Source organism: Vibrio sp. Hal054 (assembly GCF_037162405.1).
GTDB classification, from domain to species: domain Bacteria; phylum Pseudomonadota; class Gammaproteobacteria; order Enterobacterales; family Vibrionaceae; genus Vibrio; species Vibrio diazotrophicus.
In genome coordinates this window covers 69,737-92,825 of sequence record NZ_JARLUT010000003.1, presented here as the reverse complement: position 1 = coordinate 92,825, position 23,089 = coordinate 69,737, and the positions used below count along the sequence as shown (strand labels likewise).

At 42.4% G+C, this 23,089-nt stretch carries 32 protein-coding genes; 21 read left to right on the top strand and 11 right to left on the bottom strand.

Annotated elements, in window-relative coordinates:
• The first annotated feature begins 2 nt into the window (after positions 1–2).
• The 4 genes from P4S58_RS22845 (at position 3) to P4S58_RS22830 (ending at position 1,021) form a co-directional block, all read left to right on the top strand.
• Entirely contained in the window at positions 3–209 is a 207-nt protein-coding gene (locus tag P4S58_RS22845) for a hypothetical protein (protein WP_337166025.1), read from the top strand.
• Positions 210–223: 14 nt separating this feature from the next.
• A complete protein-coding gene (locus P4S58_RS22840) occupies positions 224–412 on the top strand; it encodes a hypothetical protein (RefSeq protein WP_337166024.1) in 189 nt (62 codons plus the stop codon).
• Positions 413–442: 30 nt separating this feature from the next.
• Entirely contained in the window at positions 443–676 is a 234-nt protein-coding gene (locus tag P4S58_RS22835; protein ID WP_337166020.1) for a hypothetical protein, read from the top strand.
• 96 nt (positions 677–772) lie between these two features.
• On the top strand, positions 773–1,021 hold the full coding sequence (locus P4S58_RS22830) for a hypothetical protein (protein WP_337166016.1): 249 nt from the start codon (positions 773–775) through the stop codon (positions 1,019–1,021).
• Positions 1,022–1,418: 397 nt separating this feature from the next.
• Here P4S58_RS22830 and P4S58_RS22825 read toward each other — a convergent pair whose 3' ends face one another.
• On the bottom strand, positions 1,419–3,083 hold the full coding sequence (locus tag P4S58_RS22825; RefSeq protein WP_337166014.1) for a hypothetical protein: 1,665 nt from the start codon (positions 3,081–3,083) through the stop codon (positions 1,419–1,421).
• Between the two features lie 45 nt (positions 3,084–3,128).
• Positions 3,129–4,724 (bottom strand): hypothetical protein, encoded by a 1,596-nt coding sequence (locus P4S58_RS22820; protein WP_337166012.1) that lies wholly within the window; start codon positions 4,722–4,724, stop codon positions 3,129–3,131.
• A 376-nt stretch (positions 4,725–5,100) separates the two neighbouring features.
• On the opposite strand from P4S58_RS22820, the gene P4S58_RS22815 reads away from it, so the two are divergent.
• The 10 genes from P4S58_RS22815 (at position 5,101) to P4S58_RS22770 (ending at position 9,673) form a co-directional block, all read left to right on the top strand.
• Positions 5,101–5,286, top strand: coding sequence for a hypothetical protein (locus P4S58_RS22815; RefSeq protein ID WP_337166010.1), 186 nt, complete (start codon positions 5,101–5,103; stop codon positions 5,284–5,286).
• A gap of 118 nt (positions 5,287–5,404) precedes the next feature.
• Positions 5,405–5,605, top strand: a complete 201-nt coding sequence (locus P4S58_RS22810) for a hypothetical protein (RefSeq protein ID WP_337166008.1) — start codon at positions 5,405–5,407, stop codon at positions 5,603–5,605.
• Positions 5,606–6,301: 696 nt separating this feature from the next.
• Positions 6,302–6,802, top strand: coding sequence for a hypothetical protein (locus P4S58_RS22805; protein ID WP_337166005.1), 501 nt, complete (start codon positions 6,302–6,304; stop codon positions 6,800–6,802).
• A 15-nt stretch (positions 6,803–6,817) separates the two neighbouring features.
• Positions 6,818–7,099, top strand: a complete 282-nt coding sequence (locus P4S58_RS22800) for a hypothetical protein (RefSeq protein WP_337166004.1) — start codon at positions 6,818–6,820, stop codon at positions 7,097–7,099.
• Between the two features lie 122 nt (positions 7,100–7,221).
• Positions 7,222–7,581, top strand: a complete 360-nt coding sequence (locus tag P4S58_RS22795) for a hypothetical protein (RefSeq protein ID WP_337166003.1) — start codon at positions 7,222–7,224, stop codon at positions 7,579–7,581.
• A 400-nt stretch (positions 7,582–7,981) separates the two neighbouring features.
• Positions 7,982–8,326: a hypothetical protein gene (locus tag P4S58_RS22790; protein WP_337166002.1), complete on the top strand. Its 345-nt coding sequence runs from the start codon at positions 7,982–7,984 to the stop codon at positions 8,324–8,326.
• Between the two features lie 15 nt (positions 8,327–8,341).
• The gene (locus P4S58_RS22785; RefSeq protein WP_337166001.1) at positions 8,342–8,638 is read left to right on the top strand and encodes a hypothetical protein; all 297 of its coding nucleotides are present in this window, start codon (positions 8,342–8,344) and stop codon (positions 8,636–8,638) included.
• 105 nt (positions 8,639–8,743) lie between these two features.
• On the top strand, positions 8,744–9,094 hold the full coding sequence (locus P4S58_RS22780) for a hypothetical protein (protein WP_337165999.1): 351 nt from the start codon (positions 8,744–8,746) through the stop codon (positions 9,092–9,094).
• Positions 9,095–9,272: 178 nt separating this feature from the next.
• Positions 9,273–9,410 (top strand): hypothetical protein, encoded by a 138-nt coding sequence (locus tag P4S58_RS22775; RefSeq protein ID WP_337165997.1) that lies wholly within the window; start codon positions 9,273–9,275, stop codon positions 9,408–9,410.
• A 5-nt stretch (positions 9,411–9,415) separates the two neighbouring features.
• The gene (locus P4S58_RS22770) at positions 9,416–9,673 is read left to right on the top strand and encodes a hypothetical protein (protein WP_337165995.1); all 258 of its coding nucleotides are present in this window, start codon (positions 9,416–9,418) and stop codon (positions 9,671–9,673) included.
• Positions 9,674–9,697: 24 nt separating this feature from the next.
• Here P4S58_RS22770 and P4S58_RS22765 read toward each other — a convergent pair whose 3' ends face one another.
• Both P4S58_RS22765 and P4S58_RS22760 read right to left on the bottom strand, forming a co-directional pair.
• Positions 9,698–10,123: a hypothetical protein gene (locus P4S58_RS22765; RefSeq protein WP_337165993.1), complete on the bottom strand. Its 426-nt coding sequence runs from the start codon at positions 10,121–10,123 to the stop codon at positions 9,698–9,700.
• A gap of 42 nt (positions 10,124–10,165) precedes the next feature.
• Positions 10,166–10,354 carry a hypothetical protein gene (locus P4S58_RS22760; protein ID WP_337165991.1) on the bottom strand — a complete coding sequence of 63 codons (189 nt, stop codon included), beginning with the start codon at positions 10,352–10,354 and terminating at the stop codon, positions 10,166–10,168.
• A 304-nt stretch (positions 10,355–10,658) separates the two neighbouring features.
• On the opposite strand from P4S58_RS22760, the gene istA reads away from it, so the two are divergent.
• Entirely contained in the window at positions 10,659–12,191 is a 1,533-nt protein-coding gene (gene istA / locus P4S58_RS22755) for an IS21 family transposase (RefSeq protein ID WP_337165989.1), read from the top strand.
• 9 nt (positions 12,192–12,200) lie between these two features.
• Positions 12,201–12,941 carry an IS21-like element helper ATPase IstB gene (gene istB, locus P4S58_RS22750; RefSeq protein ID WP_337165987.1) on the top strand — a complete coding sequence of 247 codons (741 nt, stop codon included), beginning with the start codon at positions 12,201–12,203 and terminating at the stop codon, positions 12,939–12,941.
• A 181-nt stretch (positions 12,942–13,122) separates the two neighbouring features.
• On the opposite strand, the gene P4S58_RS22745 is transcribed toward istB, so the two are convergent.
• Positions 13,123–13,470 carry a hypothetical protein gene (locus tag P4S58_RS22745; protein ID WP_337165986.1) on the bottom strand — a complete coding sequence of 116 codons (348 nt, stop codon included), beginning with the start codon at positions 13,468–13,470 and terminating at the stop codon, positions 13,123–13,125.
• 121 nt (positions 13,471–13,591) lie between these two features.
• Here P4S58_RS22745 and P4S58_RS22740 point away from each other — a divergent pair, with 121 nt between their 5' ends.
• Positions 13,592–13,831 (top strand): hypothetical protein, encoded by a 240-nt coding sequence (locus P4S58_RS22740; protein WP_337165985.1) that lies wholly within the window; start codon positions 13,592–13,594, stop codon positions 13,829–13,831.
• A gap of 45 nt (positions 13,832–13,876) precedes the next feature.
• On the opposite strand, the gene P4S58_RS22735 is transcribed toward P4S58_RS22740, so the two are convergent.
• Positions 13,877–14,284: a hypothetical protein gene (locus P4S58_RS22735; RefSeq protein ID WP_337165983.1), complete on the bottom strand. Its 408-nt coding sequence runs from the start codon at positions 14,282–14,284 to the stop codon at positions 13,877–13,879.
• 1,045 nt (positions 14,285–15,329) lie between these two features.
• Between P4S58_RS22735 and P4S58_RS22730 the strand changes: the two genes are divergently transcribed.
• The 4 genes from P4S58_RS22730 (at position 15,330) to P4S58_RS22715 (ending at position 19,158) form a co-directional block, all read left to right on the top strand.
• Complete coding sequence (locus P4S58_RS22730; protein ID WP_337165981.1) at positions 15,330–17,285, top strand: replication initiator protein RctB domain-containing protein; 1,956 nt, start codon at positions 15,330–15,332, stop codon at positions 17,283–17,285.
• The gene (locus P4S58_RS22725; protein ID WP_337165979.1) at positions 17,282–17,653 is read left to right on the top strand and encodes a hypothetical protein; all 372 of its coding nucleotides are present in this window, start codon (positions 17,282–17,284) and stop codon (positions 17,651–17,653) included. Before P4S58_RS22730 ends, P4S58_RS22725 begins: the two co-directional genes overlap by 4 nt.
• Before the next feature lie 9 nt (positions 17,654–17,662).
• Positions 17,663–17,884: a hypothetical protein gene (locus P4S58_RS22720; RefSeq protein WP_337165977.1), complete on the top strand. Its 222-nt coding sequence runs from the start codon at positions 17,663–17,665 to the stop codon at positions 17,882–17,884.
• A gap of 392 nt (positions 17,885–18,276) precedes the next feature.
• Positions 18,277–19,158, top strand: a complete 882-nt coding sequence (locus P4S58_RS22715; RefSeq protein ID WP_337165975.1) for a 3'-5' exonuclease — start codon at positions 18,277–18,279, stop codon at positions 19,156–19,158.
• Positions 19,159–19,319: 161 nt separating this feature from the next.
• Here P4S58_RS22715 and P4S58_RS22710 read toward each other — a convergent pair whose 3' ends face one another.
• The 5 genes from P4S58_RS22710 to P4S58_RS22690 all read right to left on the bottom strand — a co-directional run bounded on the left by P4S58_RS22710 (position 19,320) and on the right by P4S58_RS22690 (position 22,941).
• The gene (locus P4S58_RS22710; protein ID WP_337165974.1) at positions 19,320–19,694 is read right to left on the bottom strand and encodes a hypothetical protein; all 375 of its coding nucleotides are present in this window, start codon (positions 19,692–19,694) and stop codon (positions 19,320–19,322) included.
• A 70-nt stretch (positions 19,695–19,764) separates the two neighbouring features.
• Positions 19,765–20,361: a hypothetical protein gene (locus tag P4S58_RS22705; RefSeq protein WP_337165973.1), complete on the bottom strand. Its 597-nt coding sequence runs from the start codon at positions 20,359–20,361 to the stop codon at positions 19,765–19,767.
• 83 nt (positions 20,362–20,444) lie between these two features.
• Positions 20,445–20,813 (bottom strand): hypothetical protein, encoded by a 369-nt coding sequence (locus tag P4S58_RS22700; protein ID WP_337165972.1) that lies wholly within the window; start codon positions 20,811–20,813, stop codon positions 20,445–20,447.
• A 46-nt stretch (positions 20,814–20,859) separates the two neighbouring features.
• Entirely contained in the window at positions 20,860–21,150 is a 291-nt protein-coding gene (locus tag P4S58_RS22695) for a hypothetical protein (RefSeq protein ID WP_337165970.1), read from the bottom strand.
• A gap of 429 nt (positions 21,151–21,579) precedes the next feature.
• The gene (locus P4S58_RS22690; RefSeq protein WP_337165969.1) at positions 21,580–22,941 is read right to left on the bottom strand and encodes a trypsin-like serine protease; all 1,362 of its coding nucleotides are present in this window, start codon (positions 22,939–22,941) and stop codon (positions 21,580–21,582) included.
• Positions 22,942–23,089: the final 148 nt, after the last annotated feature.

Sequence of the window (23,089 nt, the reverse complement as noted above, 5' to 3'; positions counted from 1 at the left end):
ATATGTATAACCAAAATGTACCGCCAGTAATCAGCGCTATTGTTCAGTTCTGCCATGAAAATAGCATATCTACCGATGAAGAATTTTTTAAACTGTTTGACTCTATAAATTGGCATGATGCAGATTGCGAAAGTGCAGAGCAATTCATTAGGCAATTCACCCTCGCATTCGCAAACGTTAACCAAGATGGTCAAAACGCTGAAAAGTAAAATATAGGGAAAATATGGCTTGTATTTACAAAGATCAGTGTGATTGTTGCACTCTGTATTCGCAAGAAGAACATGGGGAGCTTAATTACAAAAATAGCTGCTATGGATTCTCTATTGAGAACGATGGTACCTGCGCGGTGGATGAAGACCCGAATCCATACGATAACTGTGAAATGTTTGAGCCTGTTGATTCAGGCGAATAGAAAGATTAGATAGACTAATGGAGAATACGAATGTTAGTAACACAATCACTACCTGAAGATTTTGATTTGGAAAAGCTTCAAGACGGAATCACAAGAGAACAAAAGCGCAGACTGAAAACGGCTGCATTCAGAGAGTGGCAACACAAACTGAATCGTAATGACACTCTACCAAGGGGCCGATATTTTATCGGTAAAGAAGCTGGAAAACCTGTGGTAATTTTCGACGAAATGCATAACTACTCTAGTCAACCAATCATCAGATAGTCATCTATATTGGAGATAATAGAGCCAGTAAGATAGATTCGTATATCTTTAATAAGACAGTGGTTTTTCAAGTAATCTAAATAAAAGGAAACGAACATGAAAAAAATCGTAATGCTAATAAGTTGCGTTGTGTTGTCATGGCCAGCTCTCGCACAATCAGACCAAAGCGAATGTAAGCGTCAAGCCGTACCCGCAGTGGATGCAATTCGGTTTTTGTCTGATACAAACATGGGATTAACTGAAGCCCAAAAGCAACAGGCTAAGAATAGACTTAAGAAGCTCGACGTGTTGCTAGAAGAAGGTCGCTATTGTGAAGCTTTGCAGCAAGCAACATCGAATCAATAGCTCGCACAATGACGTAGCCCAGTAAAAGCGCAACCATTCCCCCGCATAGAACACTATTCTCGTTACCCATATCAGTAAACGTAATCCATACCCTGCTGAGAACAACTTGGTAGGGTATGATTAAAACGACCATATAAAATTATCTGAACGGTAAACTGGGAATCGCAATTTACGAACGAAATGACTTTTAAGAGCAAAAAAGACGGTAAAAACGGTCAATTTAGGGCTCGCGCCGCCTAAAGCTGGATAAAAAACCACCTATTTGGGCGTAAACGCCTAAAAATAGACTTTCACTTAGCAAAAACTGAGATTTCACTTAAGGCATTAGATTGAGCAAATGAGTGTAAGCTGGTGGATGAAAAAAACTCATTGCGCACCAGCTTTTTCACAAAAACGATTAGTCTCTATTAGATTGCCGCCAAGCCTTGATTGGTTTAAAACTAGCGCCTCCGCGAATGGTAATATCAGAAGGTAGCGTTGTGGATTCAACGTAAGGAACCTCAGTAAAACCCTCATGCCGCATTTCTTTCACGAAGTGATTAACCATGAAATCCTCGGCCTCTCTACGCGTATCAAAGATGTGGCTCATACTGACTTCTCTGCTGTTAACCGCTTTGAGTAAATCGTCGGTAAGTTCGAACAAAGCATAGCCGTTCCATTCAGACCGAAATCCATCAAAGTGCTTAATCGCACATGGACTAAAGTCTGCTGGGGGAGTGATCTTCAAGAAGTGATCCACGGAACCATCAATGCCATCAAGTAACTTATAACTTTGAGTTCTTCTATCTAAAATTTCTTGAATGGAGTACAGTTTTCCCTCACATCTCTCAACTCTACGCCAATGACCATTGGGAACCCAAAGACCATCAGAGGTAAATACGCTTGCATCATCGACAAGTCTTAACTCGGACATTTCAACCAAAGACATGTTTTTATGCTTCTCAATGGCTTCAGTAAATTTCTCACTAGCACGGACTGACTGTTGATAGAAATCCGAGTACACATGACGTGCCTGAGCTAATCGGTGGTCACAACCATTAGCGAGGTAGGTAAGCAATGGAACTGAATGAACAATAAGGCAAAGCGTGCCTAATGAACTGTTTTTACTAAGAACCGTCGCCAACGGAATAAGACAAACAGGCTCTTCAACCTGACTACGAGAATGTGACTCGCGAACGCAAGAATAGTTAGAGAGTAAGGATTCAAAAGTCTGGTCACTGGCTCTAGCGTCTTCTATTGATGCGAGTTGCTTACTTGGTGTTACGGGGTACTCAAACTGCTTGGATTTCGCATTTGGAGTATTCCACGGGTGATCCGCAGGAAACACGTAGTCATCGTAGTTATCGATTTCATATTGAATTGATTCGTTCGCTGGTCGAGCGTGCAGCTTAGCAAACGTAGTTTTCAGAGCCTTTGGTCCCTTTGCAGCTAATCGATAGCGAGTACGGGCAACCCATTTAAAGCTTGTTAAGCGATCATCGCGCTCATGGGCTAATGCTGTACTGTAGGCAACATACACACCTTTGGTATCCACGGTAATTCGAATGACAGTCCTACCTAATTGCTCTTCAGCTAAACGCACGTCTTGCGTCGCATCCCCAGCCTTACCAGAAAGCACAAACAACTGATCTAATAATTGATTGTATTTGTTCGTATCACCATTAACGATAGTGAGTTTTGCGCCCTTATTAGCGCAGCGAAACACTGCCACGGCATCTGATATGAGTTTTAGCGCATCGGTTCCAGTAGCCACATTTCCAGCCTGAAGAGCTGCGTACAATCGTGTTCGAATCGGTAGCTCTTCCACATACTCAGCTTCTTTGATGGCAATAGCCTCTTTGATGGCTTTGATAGCTGGCACATTCAACGTTCGCGCATTGCGATTGTGTAAGTAGAACTTAAGGTCATCCACATTGACGCGATCAAGGCAGATGATAGAAAAGTCATTCTCAATGCAATGAAGAGCAAGATCGAGAGATAAGCGACCATTAAACTCGCGTTGCTCATACCGATTGTTGCGACCCCGTAAAGGGATCATCACAAACATTTCGCCATTGGCCATTTCGACCACGGCTTCAATAAATCCAGCTCTCGATGAGTGGGCAGGTTAATACAAGAGACGACGCGTGTTATCGCGTGAGTGCCAACGTGATTCACGTTCATAAGCTGATGGAATGGTTTCAGTGGTAAAACAGTCATTCCATTTGATGAGAACGCGTGACCCCGAAGTGATGGTCGTATTTACGTCAGCAAGCCACTGCTCAATGGTAGGTTTCTTATCCGAACCCTTTTGCAGCATGTTTGTTCCATCTTCGTCATAGATGAAATTCATGTAGCGTTCTTGGAAACCCTGCGTGACGAAATTGAGTGACGCACTTTCGGTATAGAAGTCACCAAAGATTTTACGGTTGTGGTCAAGTCCACACAGCAAAATCAATATGCGCTTATAGGCAAGAGACATGGATTCAAACGCATTAAGAGAAGACGTGTACTGGATGCTCTCATAGGTAATGTCTTCACCATTTACGCCACGAAACGGCTTATGCATTTCATCCCAGCTGGGGAACAAACGATCGGTAAACTGGTGCATGACCTCGCTCGACACAACCCCATAGAGGTTATCGCCATCGCGGATAACAAAGAATACAAGTTCGTTTTCTCTTCTCATTCGCTCAGCAACTTTGTAATGATAAGCGCTGTAGTCTCTTTGATGGCGAGTGGTGGCGATACCTACAATACACCGCTCTGTTGGGAAAATCTGGTTAACTAAATCAGGGTACTTACCCAATGCGTCAAAAAACTCATGGCGATTGTTGCAGTCAAAATCAGCGCTGACAGGAGCGTAGACCGCCATTTCTTCGTCCATATAAAGTACTGATTGAGTAATAGATAGCTTCACATCTGACGGCGCACTTGGGCCTTCTTTGATAGTGAATATCTCGACGTCCTTGAGCGTATACAGATCGAGTGAAGCAATCCCTTTCATCAGTTTATCAATATGGTCACGCATGGATGAGGTTTCAGCCAACGCCACTGCCGCCTGCTCTTCAAAGTAAGGGGTCATCTCTCCAATGATTGAAGAAAGCTTGCCTGTTTTGTTTGTTAACCACTTCGCTCTCTTATCAATCACTTCTACTTGGTGTTGCATAGCGGATTTGATTTGTTCAACGCCTGTATCGGTCAAGCCTTTGGTCATTAAAGCGGTAACTTTCTGCGATTTAATTGCGCCTATCACACCATTGGGAAGCGCCTCGCGAATGATGGGAAGGTGAGTACTATTGACTTCTTTAGGTGAATCTCGCAGAACAAAGGCATCGAGTACGTTTGTGTCAGAAGATGCTTGAGTGAGTTCTAGTTGAGCCGCAGAAACGCGCCCTTGAATTTCATCAAGAGAATCTTTGCGGTCCTTTTCAGCAACAACAGGTTCAACATGTTCAAAGTTCGTAAGAAAACGGTCAACGCGAAACTTCTCAGTTTTAGAGTATGAGCGGGATTGTTTGCTAGGGTGTATTCTCACTGTAATTGTGTGGGCTTGGTTATCAACATAGTCAATGTTGCTGATTAGCAAAATCTCACCAACGTCAATAAGACTATTGCTATCGTCTACAGCAATAGCTTTCCAGTATTCGCCAGCTTCTAGAGAAACGAAACGTTCAAAGCGTTCTGTTTGTGGCTCGCGCTCGGTTGATAAATTCTTGCTCACTCTGAAATACCCACATTAGTGATAAATAATTGACCTGAAAAAATAATACGCACAACAGCATTAATAGTAAAGTATATTTATCAAAAAGTAGCTATCAATCATGCGAAAGAAGAGAATAATAAATCGACTTACATTAGATAAATTCTGATATAAATACTCATTATTGTTCTAAAATCGCGCTATATTATTATTAATCAACAAGACCAAAACACTACATCAATGATAAACTATATTTAACAACCGTCTATTGACGAGGAAGCGTGTTTGAAGCTACGATTAGTCATGCTGGGTCTATGTCTTTAAGTTGGCCATTAGATTTACTTAAAGATAGTTTTAATGCACCCATAGTACCTGTCAAAAAACAAGGTGATATACGTTGGACAGACAACAATACAAAGATGAGTTCATCAAGCGCGGTTGGACTGTAATAACGCTTGCTAAGCGGTGGAGTGTTACACCCACGCGCATACATCAAATAGCAGTCGAAGTAGAAACAAACCACAAGAAGGCACAAGCTCATTTAGACATGTTGCATGGTCTACCGTATCTAGAGAAGCGATAACGCCAATCAATGTCTACAACTTTTTCAGAAAAAGCTGGTGGCACGATACGCATTTATGCATAGGTTGTGACTGATAGATGAAGAGTGTCGTGGCAATAACTTTCAACAGGAAATAAAAATGGATATCGATGTTTGGGCAAATGACGATGGTCAGTTAACTGCAACTCAAGCGACAGTGCCTGCAAGTCATGTGCATGATGACCAAGCTCCTTATGGATTTACTAAACATGTATGGCGTGTAGATGCAGTCAATGGTCGTGCTGCAATGAAACTGTATCGAGAACAAATGAAACAACCAAAGGGAAATAAACGTGTTTAGTAGAAGTAATTATTTTACGTTCGCAGCATTCATATCATTGATGATGGTTGCTCGCGTGATATATGAATTGGGCATCATTAACGAGCGAAGTGTATATGTATCCCTATGGGGCTATATAGCAGCATTCTTTGCTACTGGCGCAATATGGTTGGCTTTAAAAAAAGGTCCTAATAAGTAGAGTGTAAGATGTATAGGAAAACACGTACTGTTGAACAAATTGTTGCTTCAGCCAGTGAAAGAAATATCTTCGATGAACTTCCTTCACCATACACAACGACTATTGCGGGAAACATCTACTAAGCAAGAGAAGGAGGAAGAAGTATGTTGCATAAACGATTTGATAATGCCCTATATGCTCTCGCTTGTGATGATGAATGTAATGCTCATTATAGACTCAAGCCTTCCCGTTGGTATCGTGCAAAGTTGGCGATCATAGCGTTCTTTGAGTGACACATCGGGCAAATGGAAAAGAGGGAACAATGCCAACCTATAACGAAAAAAATCTTGATGAGCTATCGCGTGAAGAACTGAATGACTATCAACACCTAGTAAATTCTACGATTGCTCAACTCTCACGAGAAATACAATCAAGTTCACCAACTAGAGCAAGAGACGCACAAATCAGGCTCGAACGTTGGGAAAAAAATTTAACAAAGCTTGAGTCTTTTCTTAACAATCGAACGTAGGAAAATACAAATGCTTATAAGTAAGAAGAAAGCAGAAGAAGCCAAAAGACAAGCAACCAAAGAGTCCCAGCTTAATTTCGCTGACCTTATCAAATCATGGCATGAGGAATATAGTCAGAACCAAGCTAAATTGGAAAGCGAGTTCGATTTTGATGCTATAGGAACTCTGAGCATGAATATTTGGGATGACTTTGACGAAGCTATTGGAAGTACTTACGCCTACGTTGAAATGGGCGAAGAGGTTCCAGATAAATTCTGCTTCGATATTGTGCTACATCTTTATCAATACATGCAGCCAAACTATGGAAACCAGATTTCTATCAGGTTTTACGATTCAACCACATTGTATCCAGAAAACTTGCTGAATAATCTAGGGCGTAGGATGTCGTTTAAACGGTGGGAAATTCTCATCAAAAATACTAACTACTCAGACCTTGAAAAGATGGTAAAAAGTATTAAGAGCGTGCCAAAGTTCAAGGGGCGAACTATTGAAATTTACAGTGAATCTTAATGTGGGAAACAGATAATGGCGCAACAAGAACCTAACCCATACGCTGAGGCGATAGATGCTGACACTGTTGAGATCCGAATACAAGGTCAACGTTTCCGGCTAAATCCCACTGATGCGAGTATGTATGCTGCACATATAGCTAATGCAGAAAGAAGCTGTCGAATGATGATAGACGAAGGCTTTGTGCCAGAAGCTATATGCCTAAATAGACCGCCAAGTGAACCACTAACACTCGCTAGAGAGTGGGAGGCATTTGTTAAGCGCGAGCGGGATGGGGAGGGAAACGCTTTTGGATAGGCGCTCTTTACTTACTAGGTAAAAAGCCTGAAAAGACAGAGGAATACTGTAGAAGATTTATTCTGCACTGTAAGAAAAGCGACCAATCTTTTACTGATCCTGCTTTTCTTTTAAGCTACTTATTGGCTGCTTTTGATCCGCATAAAGGCATTGAAAACGGTTCGCTTGTCGAAAGCATCCTATTTCACCTCTATATTTCAAACCCATATATCTTAGACATTCTACTGGCACATGATGTCGAACCATTAGATGGTAGAGTCCACTTTACGAATGTTACTTCGTTTGGTTGGGCTGATTCCTTACCAATGTGGTTTACCTCACTGATGACAGATATGCAGCAGCATGAGTTGAGAGAGTACGTAAAATGCACCACCTACACCTCGTTTGTTGAAACACACAATGAGTTAAACAAGGCTTGCGTAAATGATCGAGATAAGGCACTCAAAGAACTAATCGCTTTCGAGAGAAGATACAAGCTTTAACATGGGAAACTTGATAGTGCATTCACAGGAAAAGTACTTTCTGAGTCGGAATTCAAAAAAGAGTAGAGAATCAGATCTAAGGCTTTGGGTATTTGCACTGGTCGATGTTACTGGACTACTTACCTTCTAGGGTTAAGTTCGGTCATGAACACTGGCAACAAGAAACGAGAAAGAGGAGTATATGATTTTAGAACTGATAGACGATAAATAGGTGGATTCAAAGTGGTAGTTAATGGCACTAATTTTGGTACTTTTGACCAAATAAACGGAACCTCTTCGCCTTTTTGTTACTTCCCTAAGCTGACTGACAAATTAACAGGAGATCATTACATAATGATCGGTCAGGAGTTAAACAAACTTAACAAGCAATTTAGCAAATAAGCCTAAATGGGGGAATTTGATGGAACTAACAGTAGATGACATTCTAAACATCAAGACTATACGCTTTGGGTCTAAAAAGCAGCATTCAGTTGTGTGGCATAGCACTAAGCAGCGCATTGATTATGTTGATTCGATTCTATTTTCCATCCAAGCCAAAGAAGATGCTTCGGCTACAGCTAATTTATCACTGGATGGTATTCGAGTAGTGTCTTTGTCAAACGGCACTATGGTATTCACTAACCCAAAGGAGCAATTCATGGAGCAAGTAACAGTGCCAAGGCATATAGGTGAATTTGTTTGTAAAGAATTTGGAATAGTGCCTGAAGTTGTAGAACCAGACCGCGAAATCTATTTGGATATTTAAGAGGTAGTGTAGAACATGGAAATTAATTCGAATTTATCACCTGAACAGGCCAAGTTTGCACTTTGGGTTAGCGAGAAAATGCCATATCTAGAGCACATTTTCGATTGGTCAAAGCCTGCTTATAAGCCGGATGTTCTAGAAAGTTATCTAGGTGTCGCATCACATGGTCAGCAAATAATGGCGCGTTTTGTAGTTGGTGTTTGGCGCAATGAAAACCAGTTTGGATTTGATCTAATCACTGCCGTTCGTACTCTTGATCAAACTCAGAGTGCCATTATCGCAACTTGGGTTCAAAACCCTTTCTTTCCATAATAAGTGAACTAAGGCGATACATGCGTATCGCAGCCATCACAACGGTGTTGTGTAATAGGTTTGATATCGCGAAAAAATGATTGATTGGATTGAAGGATAAAGGCTATGAACTCAAGTCAAAAGGTAGCTGTAGCAGCTAGGAGCACTGCTTCTAGCACTACGAAGTGCAAGGTAGATATCAACAATGACATTCATACTGCTGTCTATTTATGCGATGAGTTGAGAGCTGCTGTGGCTGGTCAGTATGTCAAAAACGATTCTAATGAACTCGGCTTGTTTAATCAGATTACCTCAAACTTGAAAGGTAGTTATGGGAACAGGATTTATATAAAGTCTGGAAAGTTTTCTAGGGGGGTCTGTTTTAGATTCTGTCCATTTTGTGGGGAAAAGCTTATGTCAGATCAAGAAGCTGAGATGGTTAAGTATCAAGTTGAAATAGCGCTTTCTAATAAATAGTTAACGCTTTCTACCTGCGCGGTATACAACTTTACTTAATATATGACTTGGTTGAACAACAAGCGAAGCGTCCGTGCGAAACTACATTTCAGTAAGTTTGATTTTTGGCTACTGAAAACCAATGGGTTAGGTGCCATTCATTATCAAACTAAGTTCTAGCCCCCAAACGGCTGCGCAAATGATAGGCAGCATGGGCGAAGAAGGCTCAGGGTTTGAAGATCACGATATGACCGAAGAAGAATGGGAAATCTTTCTTGAAGAGTGCAAGAAAGTAGCCCAACGTCTAGAAAACATGGCAGACAAATTACAAGAGTAACGTTCGTGACTACACCACAAGAATTAGCGGAATTTGATGAAAGAGTCAAAAACCTACCTCATGAAAATGCTTCATACCTTCCAATGGAGTTAGCGCTGTTTAAAACCGTTTTTTCGATGGCAATTGATAACAATGAAATAGAACAATGCCAAGTGATGGAGGTGGAACAATTAAAGTGGGTTATACAGTTTATTATGAATAACAAAGTATACCGAAACTTTGAAGCTAAAGATCAACTGGGCGAAAACAACCGATTGCACTGAAGTGAAGAGTGTGGACCTCTTCACTTAGTCAGAGCTTTGCTTAGGTAATACAAGAGGTTCTAACTTTAAATCACTTAGGCTAACGTTTACATCAAAAGCAAAGTAAGAATCGCGTTCTAATTCATCTTTGAATAAACCCAAATCGTACAACCAATCTTCGACCTTTACGGCTTTATCGCTATCACGCCAGCGTTCTGACCTCGCATCAATGTACTCCTGTGTTTGCTCAATTGCTGGTGCAATCATATCGACCATCGCTTCGTGACCAAGACGAATATTTTCTTCAAGGTCTTGTAACGTGGAACTATTTTCTTCTAAGAACTCGACTAACACATTTGTAAGGCGTTCGCTAAGTTCGCTGGCAAGCGAATGACAAACCGCTCTATGGCCATTAATGAGCTCACATTGTTGAGAGAGTTGATTGTATGTTTTGATTGGCAACTTGTTCATTGTTCTTCCATATAATTAGCGAGCGCAAGATAGAGGCAGTTTCTAAAGGCAAACCCACACAACAGGACCGCTCTTTCTATCGTAAGTGATTGGGGTAATCCGTTTCACATCTTCAATGACCCAAGGCGTAAGCCACTTAGCAGCCTCTGGCGTATTGGGATAATCAATTTTGTGTTTGTCTTTAAGTGCCATGAGTGCGTCAATTGACATCTGAGGCAGTACATCCGTCATATTGGCCACGCCTACAATAAGATTGGTACCTTGCTGTATCAGAGCTATCGGTCCACGATGTTTAGCCTCATAGGTGCGTATTCCGGAGCAATCCAGCCACCGTTTCCGGGATTCCCCGGACACCCATTCCGTTTTAATCCGGACACTATTTCCGGCATAAACCAGCCATTTTTCCACTAACTCCGGAATCACTGTCCGGTTAAGCGGAAACCCTGTCCGGTTACTCCGGAATATCCCTCTTTTCTCTTTTAAATCAATCACTCACTATTCTTGTTATGCATATTAACGTAGCAAGGAAGTGATAATGCCGAAAAAGAGAACATCTATGACAAACATCAAAGAGGTATTACGCCTTAAATATGAGTGCCATCTGTCGACCAGAAAGATCGCTTCCTGCACGAAAGTCAGTCGTTCAACCATCTCAGAAATACTGACCCGTTTTGAGCAAAGCGCAATGAGTTGGCCTCTCCCTGAAAGCTGCTCTGATACTGAACTGGCTCAGACTCTCTATCGTGACAAAACAATCAGCGACACAAAGGTGATGCCGGACTTCGCCCAGTGCTTTGTCGAACTGAAACGTAAGGGCATGAGCAAACATCTGCTGTGGGAAGAGTATCTGGCTGAATATCAGGAGAGAGCTTATCGTTACAGCCAGTTCTGCGAGCATTACACTCGTTGGTTAAAGAAGCAGAAACGCAGTATGCGTCAGAGCCACCTGGCCGGTGACAAACTGTTCATCGACTACTGTGGACCAACCATCCCGGTGGTAAACCCTGAAACCGGAGAAATCCGCAACGCTCAGATCTTCGTGGCGACGTTAGGTGCGTCCAACTACACCTATGTTGAAGCCTGTGAAAGCCAGCGACTTGAGCACTGGCTGGAAGCTCATGCCAATGCCTTTGAACACTTCGGCGGCGTTCCGGCGTTGCTTGTACCTGATAACCTAAAATCCGCGGTGACCAAAACGGACCGCTACGAACCCAAGCTCAACGATAGTTACCGCAAGTTGGCGTACCATTACCGCACGGCCGTTATGCCAGCACGCCCTTATAAACCCAAAGATAAAGCCAAGGCTGAGAATGCCGTCCTTATCGTTGAGCGTTGGATCATGATGCGGCTTCGTCACCGAACCTTCCATACCTTCAAAGAGCTAAACCTCTCTATCCGGGAGTTAATGGACTCACTGAACCAAAGACAGATGAAACAACTGGGAGCCAGCCGAAAGGAGCTGTTCGATACTCTGGATAAGCCGGCACTAAAACCTCTCCCCGTACAACGTTATCTCTACACAGAAATCAAACGCGCCAAAGTGGGGCCGGATTATCACATCGAATACAAAAGGCATTATTACTCTGTTCCCCATCAGTTAGTGGGCCAATACGTTGAGCTTGAAGCCACTTCCAGGCTGATACAGATATACCATCAGGGTAATCTGATCTCTCAGCACCCAGCCAGTAAAAAAGAGCATGGGATCAGTACTTATCCGGAGCATATGCCCAGCAATCATCAATATCAAAAATGGTCACCAGAGCGGTTACTTAACTGGGGAGGCCGGATCGGCGCAGCGACACAAGAAGTGGTCAACCGATTACTCATGTCGAAAGCGCATCCTGCGCAAGCCAATCGCAGTTGCCTTGGGCTTCTCAACCTGACGAAAAAATACGGTGACGCTCGCTTAGAGCAGGCATGTAAAGATGCTCTGATGGTGAACAAACCCTATCTCAGGTTCATCAGAAACTTGCTTGAAAATCACCGGGAAGGCCTGTTGTCTTCGACTCCGGAATCCACCCCTGACATCCAACACAGCAATGTGCGCGGACCCAACAGTTATCACTAGGAGAGAATGATGAACACAATAAGCGAACAACTCAAATCACTGCGTCTGAGCCATGCCGCCTCGGCTCTGGAGCAACAACAAGAGCAGTTATCGACCTATGCAGAGCTGAGCTTCGAAGAGCGGTTAAGCCTACTGCTTGAAAGCGAAGTGTTGGGACGAAATCAGGCCAAAATCCAACGCCTGAAGTGGCAAGCTAAACTCCGGGTCGATGCTCTGCCAAGTCAGATTATCTACAAAGAAGGACGAGGACTTAAGCGTACTCAAATGAGTGAGCTATTAACCGGGAGCTACTTGCACAAAAAACAAAACGTTCTGATCACCGGACCGACGGGAGCAGGAAAAACCTACGTTGCCTGTGCGCTTGCAGCTCAAGCTTGCGACCAGCTCTACAGTGTCCGTTATCACAGGCTCAGCCGTTTACTTGATGACCTGAGTTCAGGTCGCCTTGACGGGACTTACCAAAAGCAACTTCTGGCTCTGTCGAGAAAACAACTTCTGATCTTGGATGACTGGGGAATGGAAAAGTTGAGTCCGGATCATGCGGGTCACTTGCTGGAGCTTCTGGAGGATCGTTATCAAACCAGCAGCACCATTATGATAAGCCAGCTTCCGGTTAAAGAATGGTACAACATGATAGGCAATGCCACGGTTGCTGACGCCTTATTGGATAGGTTAATCCACAACAGTCACCGAATAGAACTCGGAGGAGAATCAATGAGAAAACTGGCGCAATCCGGACAGGTAGAGTAAAAATAGGGTTAGAGAAAAGTTAGGGATATGAGGCGTCCGGTTAAACCGGAGCCGGTGTCCGGAATCACCGGAATACGCAATAGGACCGCATTTCCCATACTTTATCACCAGATAAAATCAATTCTAGCCACGGTTGTCTGATGATTAAGCCCTTAACTACATCAATACCATCAATAACCATTTAATTGACCTTACGATGAGCGTTGGGCCATAAATCCGCTACCACAGTATCCGCGTTATCTGAGATGCGCTGACAGCATTCTAATAGCGTTGCTGGCACAATCCCTTCCGCAATTTCAGGCACGTAATAGTTTATGGTGCCGCTCTTGTCGAACAATACACAGTTACCGAAATTCGGGCTATGCACATCGACGTTTTGAATAACGAAATCAGTAACGTGTTCTTCATCCTCAATTTGCAGAGTCACAAACACTGCTTGCATCTGCTCACCACGCAATATCGAGAGGTAAGGATGTTTACTCAAGAAAGCTTGTTCATTTGCATTCATAGTATGATTTATTACTGACATAAAACCTCGCATTCAATCGGCTGTTGGACGTTATACACACAACAAAATATCCATTTATTGTCATGACAATAATTATAATAGACATCAGGCGAGAGTACAATCTATTGACATGTTTTTTGTCATGACAGAAAATGTAGGAATGAGAGAGAAAAACAATACCAAACGAGGGCGTCCTACACTGGATGAGCCGCTTGATGAAAAGCTAGAAATACGGTGTTCAACAGACCACAAGAAGCTGTGGGCAGAAGCATCGCAAGAGCATGGTTCGGTCAGTGATTGGGCAAGAGAAACATTAACGCGTTGCGCAAAAAGGGCAATCAAAAAGAAGGCACGAGAGAACGACACGACTAGCGAAAAGTAGACAACTACTGCAATCCTACAAGCCCCGTCAATCGATGGGGTTTTGTTATTTTAGAGGCTTTAATTCAAATACATTGTTCACATTTGATTTAGATTCGTCCTTAGCTGGTGGCTCTATCAATAAGGGAGAGAAGTTCTGATCTAGCATTAAATAGTAATGCTCGTTCAAATAAGCCCCTAAGCATAAAGATCCTATGGGTATGTCCTGCCATTTAGCCAGTTCAGGTAAGTCTTCTAAGGTAAATTGGAAGATATCAACCAGTTTAACCAACTGAAGTTTTCTTAACTGAGGATAAGATAGAAATCCGCCAAAAGGGGCCAAGTGCCGTGAACCATCCTTCAATAAGGCAGCTACGCAATTGTGTGTAATTGCTCGCCCAGACAATACCCGACCATCACTGGCTATCGTATTACTGGAATTATGGTATTTAAAACGGACGGCACCTGAAAACATAGCACTCAAAACGCAAACGAACTGTATATGCGCACAGCATATCGCACCCATTTAAAAACACAAGCAAGCAACGATCAACTATTTAGTGAGATTTCACTTAAGGAAAACTGAGATTTCACTTTAGAAAATAGTGTTTATAAACAATGAGATAATAAAATAGATAATCGAACTGCTGTATGTTAGCGTCTCAATCGAATGTTTAGGATGCTGAGGCGAGCTTTCGATTAAGGCTTCACTTAAGCAATAACTGAGATTTCACTTTAAAGAGATGCCATAAAAATCAATAACATAGGTAAACGTTCGTTCTTTGGTAAGGATAACTAAAGGTAGAATGAGCACTTCACTTAAGAGAAACTGAGATTTCACTTAAGGTTAGTGTTAATAAAAACAATGACATACAAAACAACACTCTCAAAAGAACCCATAAGACGTACCTGATGAAATAAAGATCCAGAGCAAAATGTGAAAAAACACTGAGAACATGGTTGGGAAGCTGAATAGAAATCACACTATCGTCACGCTGAGTTTAAAAAAGTAGCGAGAATACTCGCCAGAACAACGGTAAGTATGGTGGCTAGAGGAAGGGTGGCACTCAAAACGGAAACGAAGTAGTCGCATCTAAAGAGATCGAGATCTCAAAAGATGAATTATTTTTTGGGTCAAAAATCAATCAATTTATCAACATTGATCAGGAGTAACCTGTTATTAACCTGTGTATAACCAAATAACAACCTGAGATTTCACTTAAAGGATCTTGCGATTTCACTTTGAGATTAGTGAGGTTTCACTTAAGCAAAACTGAGATTTCACTTTAAGGTGTATAAGTTAAAAATATAATAAAAACAACTATTTGCAATTACACGCTATTCCATAGATAAATAGATAATATAGATAACAGAAAAGATCTTTATTACCTATTTGACGCGCTCGATCGCTAAAACACATTCGCAATGATCAAACAAAAATAATAAAAATCTTTTTATTTGTTTTTCAGAAAAACCCGTAGTAGATTTGAGCCCAATGGCTAGTAGATCTCAAAAAACAAATGAATTTAGGTACAGAAGAAATAGAACCGTTGATCATAAAAACACGGACCATCTCTGAAGGGAGTATGGTTTTCTTTGATCCAACAAAGAAACCGTATAGCCTAAATGATTTCACCAATTCACTTACTCTCACTGCTGCGCAAATCCATACTCTAACGGGGATATTGGAAAGTCGTGAACATGCGAATGAGGAAATGACCATAACCATCGCTGAAGTGCGCGATCATCTCAATATATCTGAAGATACGATGAAACAACGCATAAAAGCACTTGTGAATATGGGTTTGCTCCAATCACGTCCATTTCAATACGCCCATAGCAATGTCACCCGTAAAGTAAAAGTGTGGGAACTCACGTTAAGTAAACCCATTTTCCAAGAGATAGTCGTGGAAGTAAAACCTACAACCACTGGCTATGATGCGCGTCTAATGAAAGCAAGTGAGAAATTCAAAGCTGAATTTCATGATGTCACGATGCCGCAAGGCGCGGAACTCCGTATTGTAACGCCGACCAATAATCACATTATCGAACAGCTGATCGATGTCAGCACCACCAGAAAGAAACAGCTAGTCAAAACATTCAGTTTCAGTGGTCGAAAAGTCAATGCTCTCGTGAAATCGACATCGAGAATAGCCGATATGTACGATTTCAAAGTGTATTGTGCCGTTGTGACACTCGTGTATCACTATCACGAGATTGTGGTAAGAAATTACAGTGATCTCAAAGAACCAATCAATAGAACTCCTTTTCATATTGATGATGTTCTGAAACTAATCTACCCACATAGAAAGAATTTCCGCTTCTCTGGTAAAGACCGTAGCCGTGTGCGCGGCGCATTCCAAGCCATCGGTGACACTATTTTTGAAATCATCGATACGGGTATGGAACAGATTATGGATGTTGAAGCAATGGGCTTCACAAAAAATACGGCGAAAATGGTTAATCAACTTACGCCTTTCACAACAGAAGAGTCGGTTATTGACGGAGACGAACTTCACTTTGGGGAAAACGCAACGATCTACATCGTTGAGCTCCAAGAAAATGTGTTTGACTCTCTTAAGAAAGACGGGTCCTTGTATGTGTTACCACGTAGCGTTTTAGGATTGCCACCAATCTTGTTTGGTTTGTATTTGAAACTTCGCAGTTTGGCCAAAATTCCTCGTGATACCAGTGTGCCATATAGAGAGTTTTCACTGGCATTGACTACGCTTCATCAGTCAATGGGAAACAACGAAACGTTTGCGATGTTCCGAAACAGTTTAGTTAACGAACTAAAAAGCACACGTAAGTATCAAAATGGTCAGTCGGTGTTGAAAGACATAGACAAGAACAAGCATGAAATTCTGTTCAATCTCTATGGTTTTCACATCGTGTGGACAGAAAGAGACAATAAGCTTCAAGTGCGTTTGCATGTAAAAGAGTTCTTGGCCTGTTGTGACATCACAGCTGAGAAGCAACGAGCTCCAACCATGAAGAACAAATTGAGTGACGCATTGAGTCCTATTTTTGCTCTGCAATCATCATTGGTGCGCAAGATGCCGACCAATTTAGATTTTCCGTTATCAGTGAACAAGTACCACATAGACTTTTTTGTTGATGGTGAAAATAGTCCACCGATGCAGTTTTCAGTCTATGATGAAAAATCCAACTTCCTAACTAGGCTCAGTGATAAATCGAACATGCATATTGAGTCGTTGGCCATGTACCTTGATGCAAAAATTAATCAATTGCGTAAGTTGACGATTAAAGGTCGCGAGTTGACGGCAGAAGACTTGAACTTCATTGATGACACCTTCGAAAACAAGCATTCATTAACGGATTGGGTATTGTTATTTGCTCGTCGAAGAACGTTGCATGATGGGCTTATTACGTTACTAACCACTGGTGACTATTCCCAAGATTGGTATGAATCGGTACTTAACGCGGTTAACGAAAGAATGGGGGAAGTCGCGTGAAGACTGATGAAAACACCCCATATGAACTGACGCCACTTGTTGAAAAAATGAGTGAACGCGAATACTTCTCTCACATCAACCAATGTTTTAATGAATCGCATCAAATCGCGGATAACTTTTTAAAAACATTACTGCCAACTGCCCAAAAGCAACAAAATGCGGTGCAGCTGGAAAGCGGGGTATGCATGTACCGCTTGAAAGACAACCGCGTGCATTTTAGTTCTCAAGGAATGGACATTGAATGCAGTTTCGATGAAGTCACCTTAAGTCAATCAAAATGCGGTACCTACTTTTTGATGGTGGGACTGATCGGATTTATTGAACTATCCGAGTCTGAAGCCCGATCGTTGGTGTCCAGTTGGAAGTGAGGTGATGGCATGAGCAAAAACCGATTGAAAGCAGCAAGGTTTGGTAAAGTCTTGTTGTCGCCTGATGGTGAGGAATACCAAAAAGCGGATGGCAGCATCATCAATTATGGTACTACGACATGGTGCGACCCAGATTACCCATCATGGGATTGCGCCAAAGCCTGTGAAATTGCAGACAACGCCATCAAGAAAATCTGCGGTATTTCAGAAACCAAGTCTCGTTATCCATGAGTCAATCCCAATCATTCACAAACAAGCCAAACCTCCAACCGAGAGGTTTTTTGCCTTACCTCTCTGATTTACCATACATCACAAAATATTCTATCCGACCATCCCTCGGCGCTTCGCGCCTCGGTTCCTACTCGACCCGCGCTGGCGCGTAAAAAATAAAAAAAGAAAAAATAAAAAAGCAGCTTTGCACGAGGATTGTGCGAAGGGGGCTGGGATGCCAGCGGTTAAGTCATAAGTATGTTAATTTTGTGATGTATGGTAAATGTATTAATAGTGAACAACAGGTGTGCATCTGTACAGGTTATATTGAGCTTGGTAGGATAGAATGATTGTCGTTATGAAGCGTAATTGCGGCACATTCTGAGATTGAAAAAAGCAGCAGGGTCGGTCAAATGGAAACAACACTTGAGTTTTATTGCAGCAAGATTGATGGATTTCAGGATATGAGCTTTGAAGAACGTCGAAGCGCTGTCGAGCAGAAAGGTTTGACCGATAAGCAACACACCAGAACGTCACTGAAAGAAGTGTTCCGCATGAAACCACACAAAGACAGCATCAGTCATTATAAGTATCCGAATCCATATGGCCGAGGTCAGGTGGAGTGTTTCACCATTGCGCAATGTACACCGATGAAAGCCCTGTCTGGTAAACCCCGCACTAAAGCGCAAATCGCGGCGACAGAAGCCCTTGTAAAACAAACCCGATTGCGCAGTCCAGCTAACCAAGCTGCATTGTTGGCCAAGGATATGGTTGAGACACACTGCGTTGTCATCGATACAGAAACAACCGACCTTTATGGGGCGGTGATTGAAATAGCCTTAGTTGATGCCACGACAGCGACCGTTCTTTATCACTCATTGGTCCACACCGATGAGCCTATCGCAGAAGGTGCATTTGAAAAGCACGGGATCACGAATGAAGATTTGAAAGACGCACCGACATTTGACATTGTGGCCAAAGAAATTTCGCACATCATGAAAGACAAACAATGGACGGCATTTAATCGAGACTTTGATGAAGCCTGCATGAGAAACAGTGCAAAGAACGTCGTGCCTCAATGGTTAGAGTGGCTGGACAGAAAAGCGCCATGCGTAATGAAGAAGATTGCCGTGCCTGTATTTGGATCGACCAATCGACACGGGACGATATCACTTGCCAATACAGTGAATCATTGCGGGATTGAATTTGAAGGACAAGCACACACTGCGGATGCTGATGCCGTTGCGACGGCCAAGGTTATCCAATGCATCAGCAAGCAGGTGGTTACGGAGTAATGACTTAGAAGATATAGACTGAACCAAGAACACCCAAGATAATGAGAAAAACGTGAGCAAAATGCGAGTATTTTCTTCCGTAATAGCGTGCTCGTTACCACGCTTTGTTGTGAACAATACGATTGCCGCGCCAACGCCAACCACCATAGCCATCCACGCCATTAGATTGAAGATGATTCATTAGAACCATTAGATCCCCCTTTCGTCGCGTTTTCAAACTGCGCTTTAGTGACCACCGCTGTGCGCCAATCATTGGCCACATACGCGACATCTTCAATATCATAGTACTCGGAGTGCACCGTGTACTCAAAACCCACAACAGGTATTAAGCCCGTCTCCACATTGGCGGCTAATCGCGCTGCTTGAACTTCCACTGCTGTTGCTGTCCAGTGAATAATCTCACCATCACTTTCTTGCGTTATACATGTCACATCATCGAACCACGTATAGTTAGCCGCAATAAACATTTCTAGCAGTGTCATGTCCATAGTGGGCGCGAACACTGGTTCATCCAAATTGATAAAAATATCGGTCATGATGTATTCCCTCAAGTGATTGCAATCTACTTAATAATGCAGCGATTTTTCTAAAAAAGTTAATGACGACTTAAATTGAAACTACAGCGTTTCGCAAAAAGGTTTTGCAGTGCGTAGCTTTTCGGTAGAGGTTTAAATTCAGCAGCAGAGCGAGACATACAGGGACAACATAACCACAGAGGCTAACAACTTCCGCATAGGGAATCGCTATGTCAATCTTATTTACCGCCCAAGTGACAAGCTGGCCACTAACCCCTCCGATAACAACGAGTGAAAGCAGGCCAAGCCACGGCTTGTTGAACTGAGAGTGAGACGGGTATTGCGAGACTTCCCATAGACTTGCAACCTGTCCAGTAGTCACGTTCTTTGCTCCTACTACAAACTGATAACCGGATGATCCAACAACCCCAACCAATACTTTTAAATCATGTCCAACGTGAAAGTTCAAATCAGAGTTAATGAAGTCAAAGCACACCTCACGCCCATCGCTAGCTCTAATCCAGACTTGGCGATGATTGATGGTTTTAGTAGAAACCTGAGTACCACCAGCAAAACCATTACCCACGAATGTAGCTGCCATATGAGTGTTATCACTCGACGATTGTGCAAGTACGATACCTTGGACTGTAGAAAGGGTAATATTGTCGTGCGCGGTCCTAAATTCCATTTTAACCTCAAGATTACAGTAGATTTGCGATAGCCGGTATTAACCAGCTGCGCTTTAGCGGGAGTTGTACCGTACGTTCATATTTAGCAAGCATTCGCAACATAACCCATGAAACGATGTGCAATTATGCCAATGACATTGGGGATATCTTCTGGGGGAAATTCCAACCTATTACCCTGATATGAAATGTCACCACCGCTATGCTGGCGAATAAACGCTTCAACAAAATAAACGGGGTCATTGTTATAGAATTCATCATCAAAGCGAATGCGTAAGTAAACATGGCGGTAGGCTGACGTATTATCTTCAGTAATAAACAGGTTATCGTCGTTGCCGTCAATTTCCAATAATGGAACTGAAACACCAACACTGGTCAACTTATCAAGAATGAGCGCGGTAATAGGCATAGGTTCTTTTCGGCAAGTGGATGGGTGGGATACTTCGATTCGCATAAGTCTCAGCACTCTGCAATAAACGACGCTAGTCAGTTGGATGAGGTTACATAGCTAGATGGGTATAAAAAAGTCGCCCCAATAGAAGACCGATGAAACCAAACGGCAAACAGAATAAAACCACCAGCAAAAGATGTTTCAAACCGAGCGTTACGCTAATTCCCATACCATGAGCCACTGAACCAGCAGCAATACTGGTAAACAAGCCAAGAACAACAGCAGGGTCCATTGAATCTTTTACAAAATGAGATGTAATTAGACCAAGGAGCAGCACTCCACCAAACCTAATCATTAAAGCGCTGTATTTCACCATCAAACTAACCTCGACATATGACATGTGCATTACTATTTTGCGATTATAAACATATTTGATTATAAGTACAATTAATTGCTAGGCGCTTCGAGTTTGATGATCTTTAGCGTTTCACTTGGTACGTATATCTCACCCGTTATTAGGTTAATTTTGTGAGACTTCTTGTATCGCGTCAATGTTTGAGGGCGTATGTGGGGGTTATCTCGCAGAAATTCCGCAGTGGCACCTCGTTCTGTGCCATACCGAGAGTCAATGTAGTCTGTTAGTTTCAATATGAGAACTCCGATTTTAACTCACAAAAATATAAACAAATCGGATTATAAATACAAACGCACTGATAAGTAAACGTCTGAGTGAAAGCAGAGGACACTTTAGGCACATCTGAAGGACGATGTTTTTCTGAAAAAGTAAAAACGCCACTTAAAGCGGCGTTTGGAAAGTATAAGCAGGTTGTTATGCGTAACGACGGCGAATAAATGCAAATGCCATCATTAGAAGCATACCCCAAGGACCAACAGCTCCGCCGCCGCCACCTTCACCTTCACCACCACCAGTAGAACTGCTTGGGTTAGAGTAGCTCAACGAAATATTGGTAGATAGTGAATCAGCCAAATAGATTCGCGCTGTTTCACCTTCTGTACTACCCGAATAAGTCAAAGTAACCTGACATGATTCCATTGACGCTAAAGTGACACTGGCACAGCCGCTAATGCTGAAAGTGTTCGCTGAATTATCACCCACTGTTGGATTAATAGTTTCTGAGCTAGCACGTAGGTTCTGAATCCAAAACGATGTCGTTTTGTGCGCTGAATTAAGCGTTACTTTCTTAGGTGCGCTTAATGAATCGATTGAGTCAATAATGTAAGGAAGATACCAGCCAATATTTGTGAACGATGCATAGGTGTAAGTAGGGCGGTTTACTGATTTCGCCACAGAGAAAACCTGATCTGATGAAGACACAACAGGCGTACCCGAATCACCTTTATCTGGAAGAGATGTTAAAGTGGTAGGGTACATTTTAAAGTAGTCTGCTAGAGAATAATTACAGAAATCAGAGGCACTATTTTCACAAGCAGTCATATCACCTGTATTCGTTGGCGATAGCGGGTTATATTCCATCGTTGAGTAGTTTAATGCCAAGGTAGTTTGTTGCATAACGCTTGGGTAGGTATCGGTTTCGTCTACACCCCAACCACGAAATGTCAAACTATCGCCTAAATTCACATTGAAAGTATTGGACGCAGTATCATAGATCGGCGTTAAACGAGCTGAGTGCTTTTGACTTAGCACTGTATTCAGTTTGATGAGCGCAAGGTCATGATGGCCAACACCAACAAAACTTTGCAGGTCAGATGTAGTGGCGTAGGTAGACCAATCCGCACTGCTGTATTGTGATCGTACGTAATCCAACTCATCAACGGCTTCAGTACGTGCCTTGCTATAACCATCATTCACCAACTCAATGACGCTATATGTTGTTGTGGTTGCGTTACCGTAATAATCAACCGATTGATAGAGCGTAATGGCGTTACTAGCACCATTATCAATCCATTTTTGGTATTCAGTGGTTGTATAACCGTCAGGCGTGGTAGTAGTGGAGTATTCAGTCCCGACACAGTGACCAGCTGTTAATACATATTGCCCTTTAAGCAACAAGCCACCGCATGTATAGGTAAGACCATCGGTACTTTTAACTTCAAAACGAACAATATAATCTTTGTAGTTCGCATCTGATACAGCGCTGCCTAATCGTACAGCGTGGGCGTAGTGAGAGGTAGCCAGAATAGACAACATAGCCACTGCAAGTTTTTTCATGATTGTGTTCCCTTTACAAACAATTCGTAGTGAACGCGGTAGTGGTATTTAGCATAAGCAACTCACCGCAATTAATTAACTGACACGGTTATAATATTATTATTTTGTGCAGTAATCAAGTAATAATCGTTAAAAAATATCACTATAC

Bases quoted from the DNA above. Each gene is read 5' to 3' on its own strand.
- P4S58_RS22845 (WP_337166025.1), top strand. From the start codon at position 3: ATGTATAACCAAAATGTACCGCCAGTAATCAGCGCTATTGTTCAGTTC.
- P4S58_RS22840 (WP_337166024.1), top strand. From the start codon at position 224: ATGGCTTGTATTTACAAAGATCAGTGTGATTGTTGCACTCTGTATTCG.
- P4S58_RS22835 (WP_337166020.1), top strand. From the start codon at position 443: ATGTTAGTAACACAATCACTACCTGAAGATTTTGATTTGGAAAAGCTT.
- P4S58_RS22830 (WP_337166016.1), top strand. From the start codon at position 773: ATGAAAAAAATCGTAATGCTAATAAGTTGCGTTGTGTTGTCATGGCCA.
- P4S58_RS22825 (WP_337166014.1), bottom strand. From the start codon at position 3,083: ATGGCCAATGGCGAAATGTTTGTGATGATCCCTTTACGGGGTCGCAAC.
- P4S58_RS22810 (WP_337166008.1), top strand. From the start codon at position 5,405: ATGGATATCGATGTTTGGGCAAATGACGATGGTCAGTTAACTGCAACT.
- P4S58_RS22805 (WP_337166005.1), top strand. From the start codon at position 6,302: ATGCTTATAAGTAAGAAGAAAGCAGAAGAAGCCAAAAGACAAGCAACC.
- P4S58_RS22800 (WP_337166004.1), top strand. From the start codon at position 6,818: ATGGCGCAACAAGAACCTAACCCATACGCTGAGGCGATAGATGCTGAC.
- P4S58_RS22790 (WP_337166002.1), top strand. From the start codon at position 7,982: ATGGAACTAACAGTAGATGACATTCTAAACATCAAGACTATACGCTTT.
- P4S58_RS22785 (WP_337166001.1), top strand. From the start codon at position 8,342: ATGGAAATTAATTCGAATTTATCACCTGAACAGGCCAAGTTTGCACTT.
- P4S58_RS22780 (WP_337165999.1), top strand. From the start codon at position 8,744: ATGAACTCAAGTCAAAAGGTAGCTGTAGCAGCTAGGAGCACTGCTTCT.
- P4S58_RS22775 (WP_337165997.1), top strand. From the start codon at position 9,273: ATGATAGGCAGCATGGGCGAAGAAGGCTCAGGGTTTGAAGATCACGAT.
- P4S58_RS22765 (WP_337165993.1), bottom strand. From the start codon at position 10,123: ATGAACAAGTTGCCAATCAAAACATACAATCAACTCTCTCAACAATGT.
- P4S58_RS22760 (WP_337165991.1), bottom strand. From the start codon at position 10,354: ATGACGGATGTACTGCCTCAGATGTCAATTGACGCACTCATGGCACTT.
- istA (WP_337165989.1), top strand. From the start codon at position 10,659: ATGCCGAAAAAGAGAACATCTATGACAAACATCAAAGAGGTATTACGC.
- istB (WP_337165987.1), top strand. From the start codon at position 12,201: ATGAACACAATAAGCGAACAACTCAAATCACTGCGTCTGAGCCATGCC.
- P4S58_RS22745 (WP_337165986.1), bottom strand. From the start codon at position 13,470: ATGTCAGTAATAAATCATACTATGAATGCAAATGAACAAGCTTTCTTG.
- P4S58_RS22740 (WP_337165985.1), top strand. From the start codon at position 13,592: ATGACAGAAAATGTAGGAATGAGAGAGAAAAACAATACCAAACGAGGG.
- P4S58_RS22735 (WP_337165983.1), bottom strand. From the start codon at position 14,284: ATGTTTTCAGGTGCCGTCCGTTTTAAATACCATAATTCCAGTAATACG.
- P4S58_RS22730 (WP_337165981.1), top strand. From the start codon at position 15,330: ATGAATTTAGGTACAGAAGAAATAGAACCGTTGATCATAAAAACACGG.
- P4S58_RS22720 (WP_337165977.1), top strand. From the start codon at position 17,663: ATGAGCAAAAACCGATTGAAAGCAGCAAGGTTTGGTAAAGTCTTGTTG.
- P4S58_RS22715 (WP_337165975.1), top strand. From the start codon at position 18,277: ATGGAAACAACACTTGAGTTTTATTGCAGCAAGATTGATGGATTTCAG.
- P4S58_RS22710 (WP_337165974.1), bottom strand. From the start codon at position 19,694: ATGACCGATATTTTTATCAATTTGGATGAACCAGTGTTCGCGCCCACT.
- P4S58_RS22705 (WP_337165973.1), bottom strand. From the start codon at position 20,361: ATGGAATTTAGGACCGCGCACGACAATATTACCCTTTCTACAGTCCAA.
- P4S58_RS22700 (WP_337165972.1), bottom strand. From the start codon at position 20,813: ATGCGAATCGAAGTATCCCACCCATCCACTTGCCGAAAAGAACCTATG.
- P4S58_RS22695 (WP_337165970.1), bottom strand. From the start codon at position 21,150: ATGTCATATGTCGAGGTTAGTTTGATGGTGAAATACAGCGCTTTAATG.
- P4S58_RS22690 (WP_337165969.1), bottom strand. From the start codon at position 22,941: ATGAAAAAACTTGCAGTGGCTATGTTGTCTATTCTGGCTACCTCTCAC.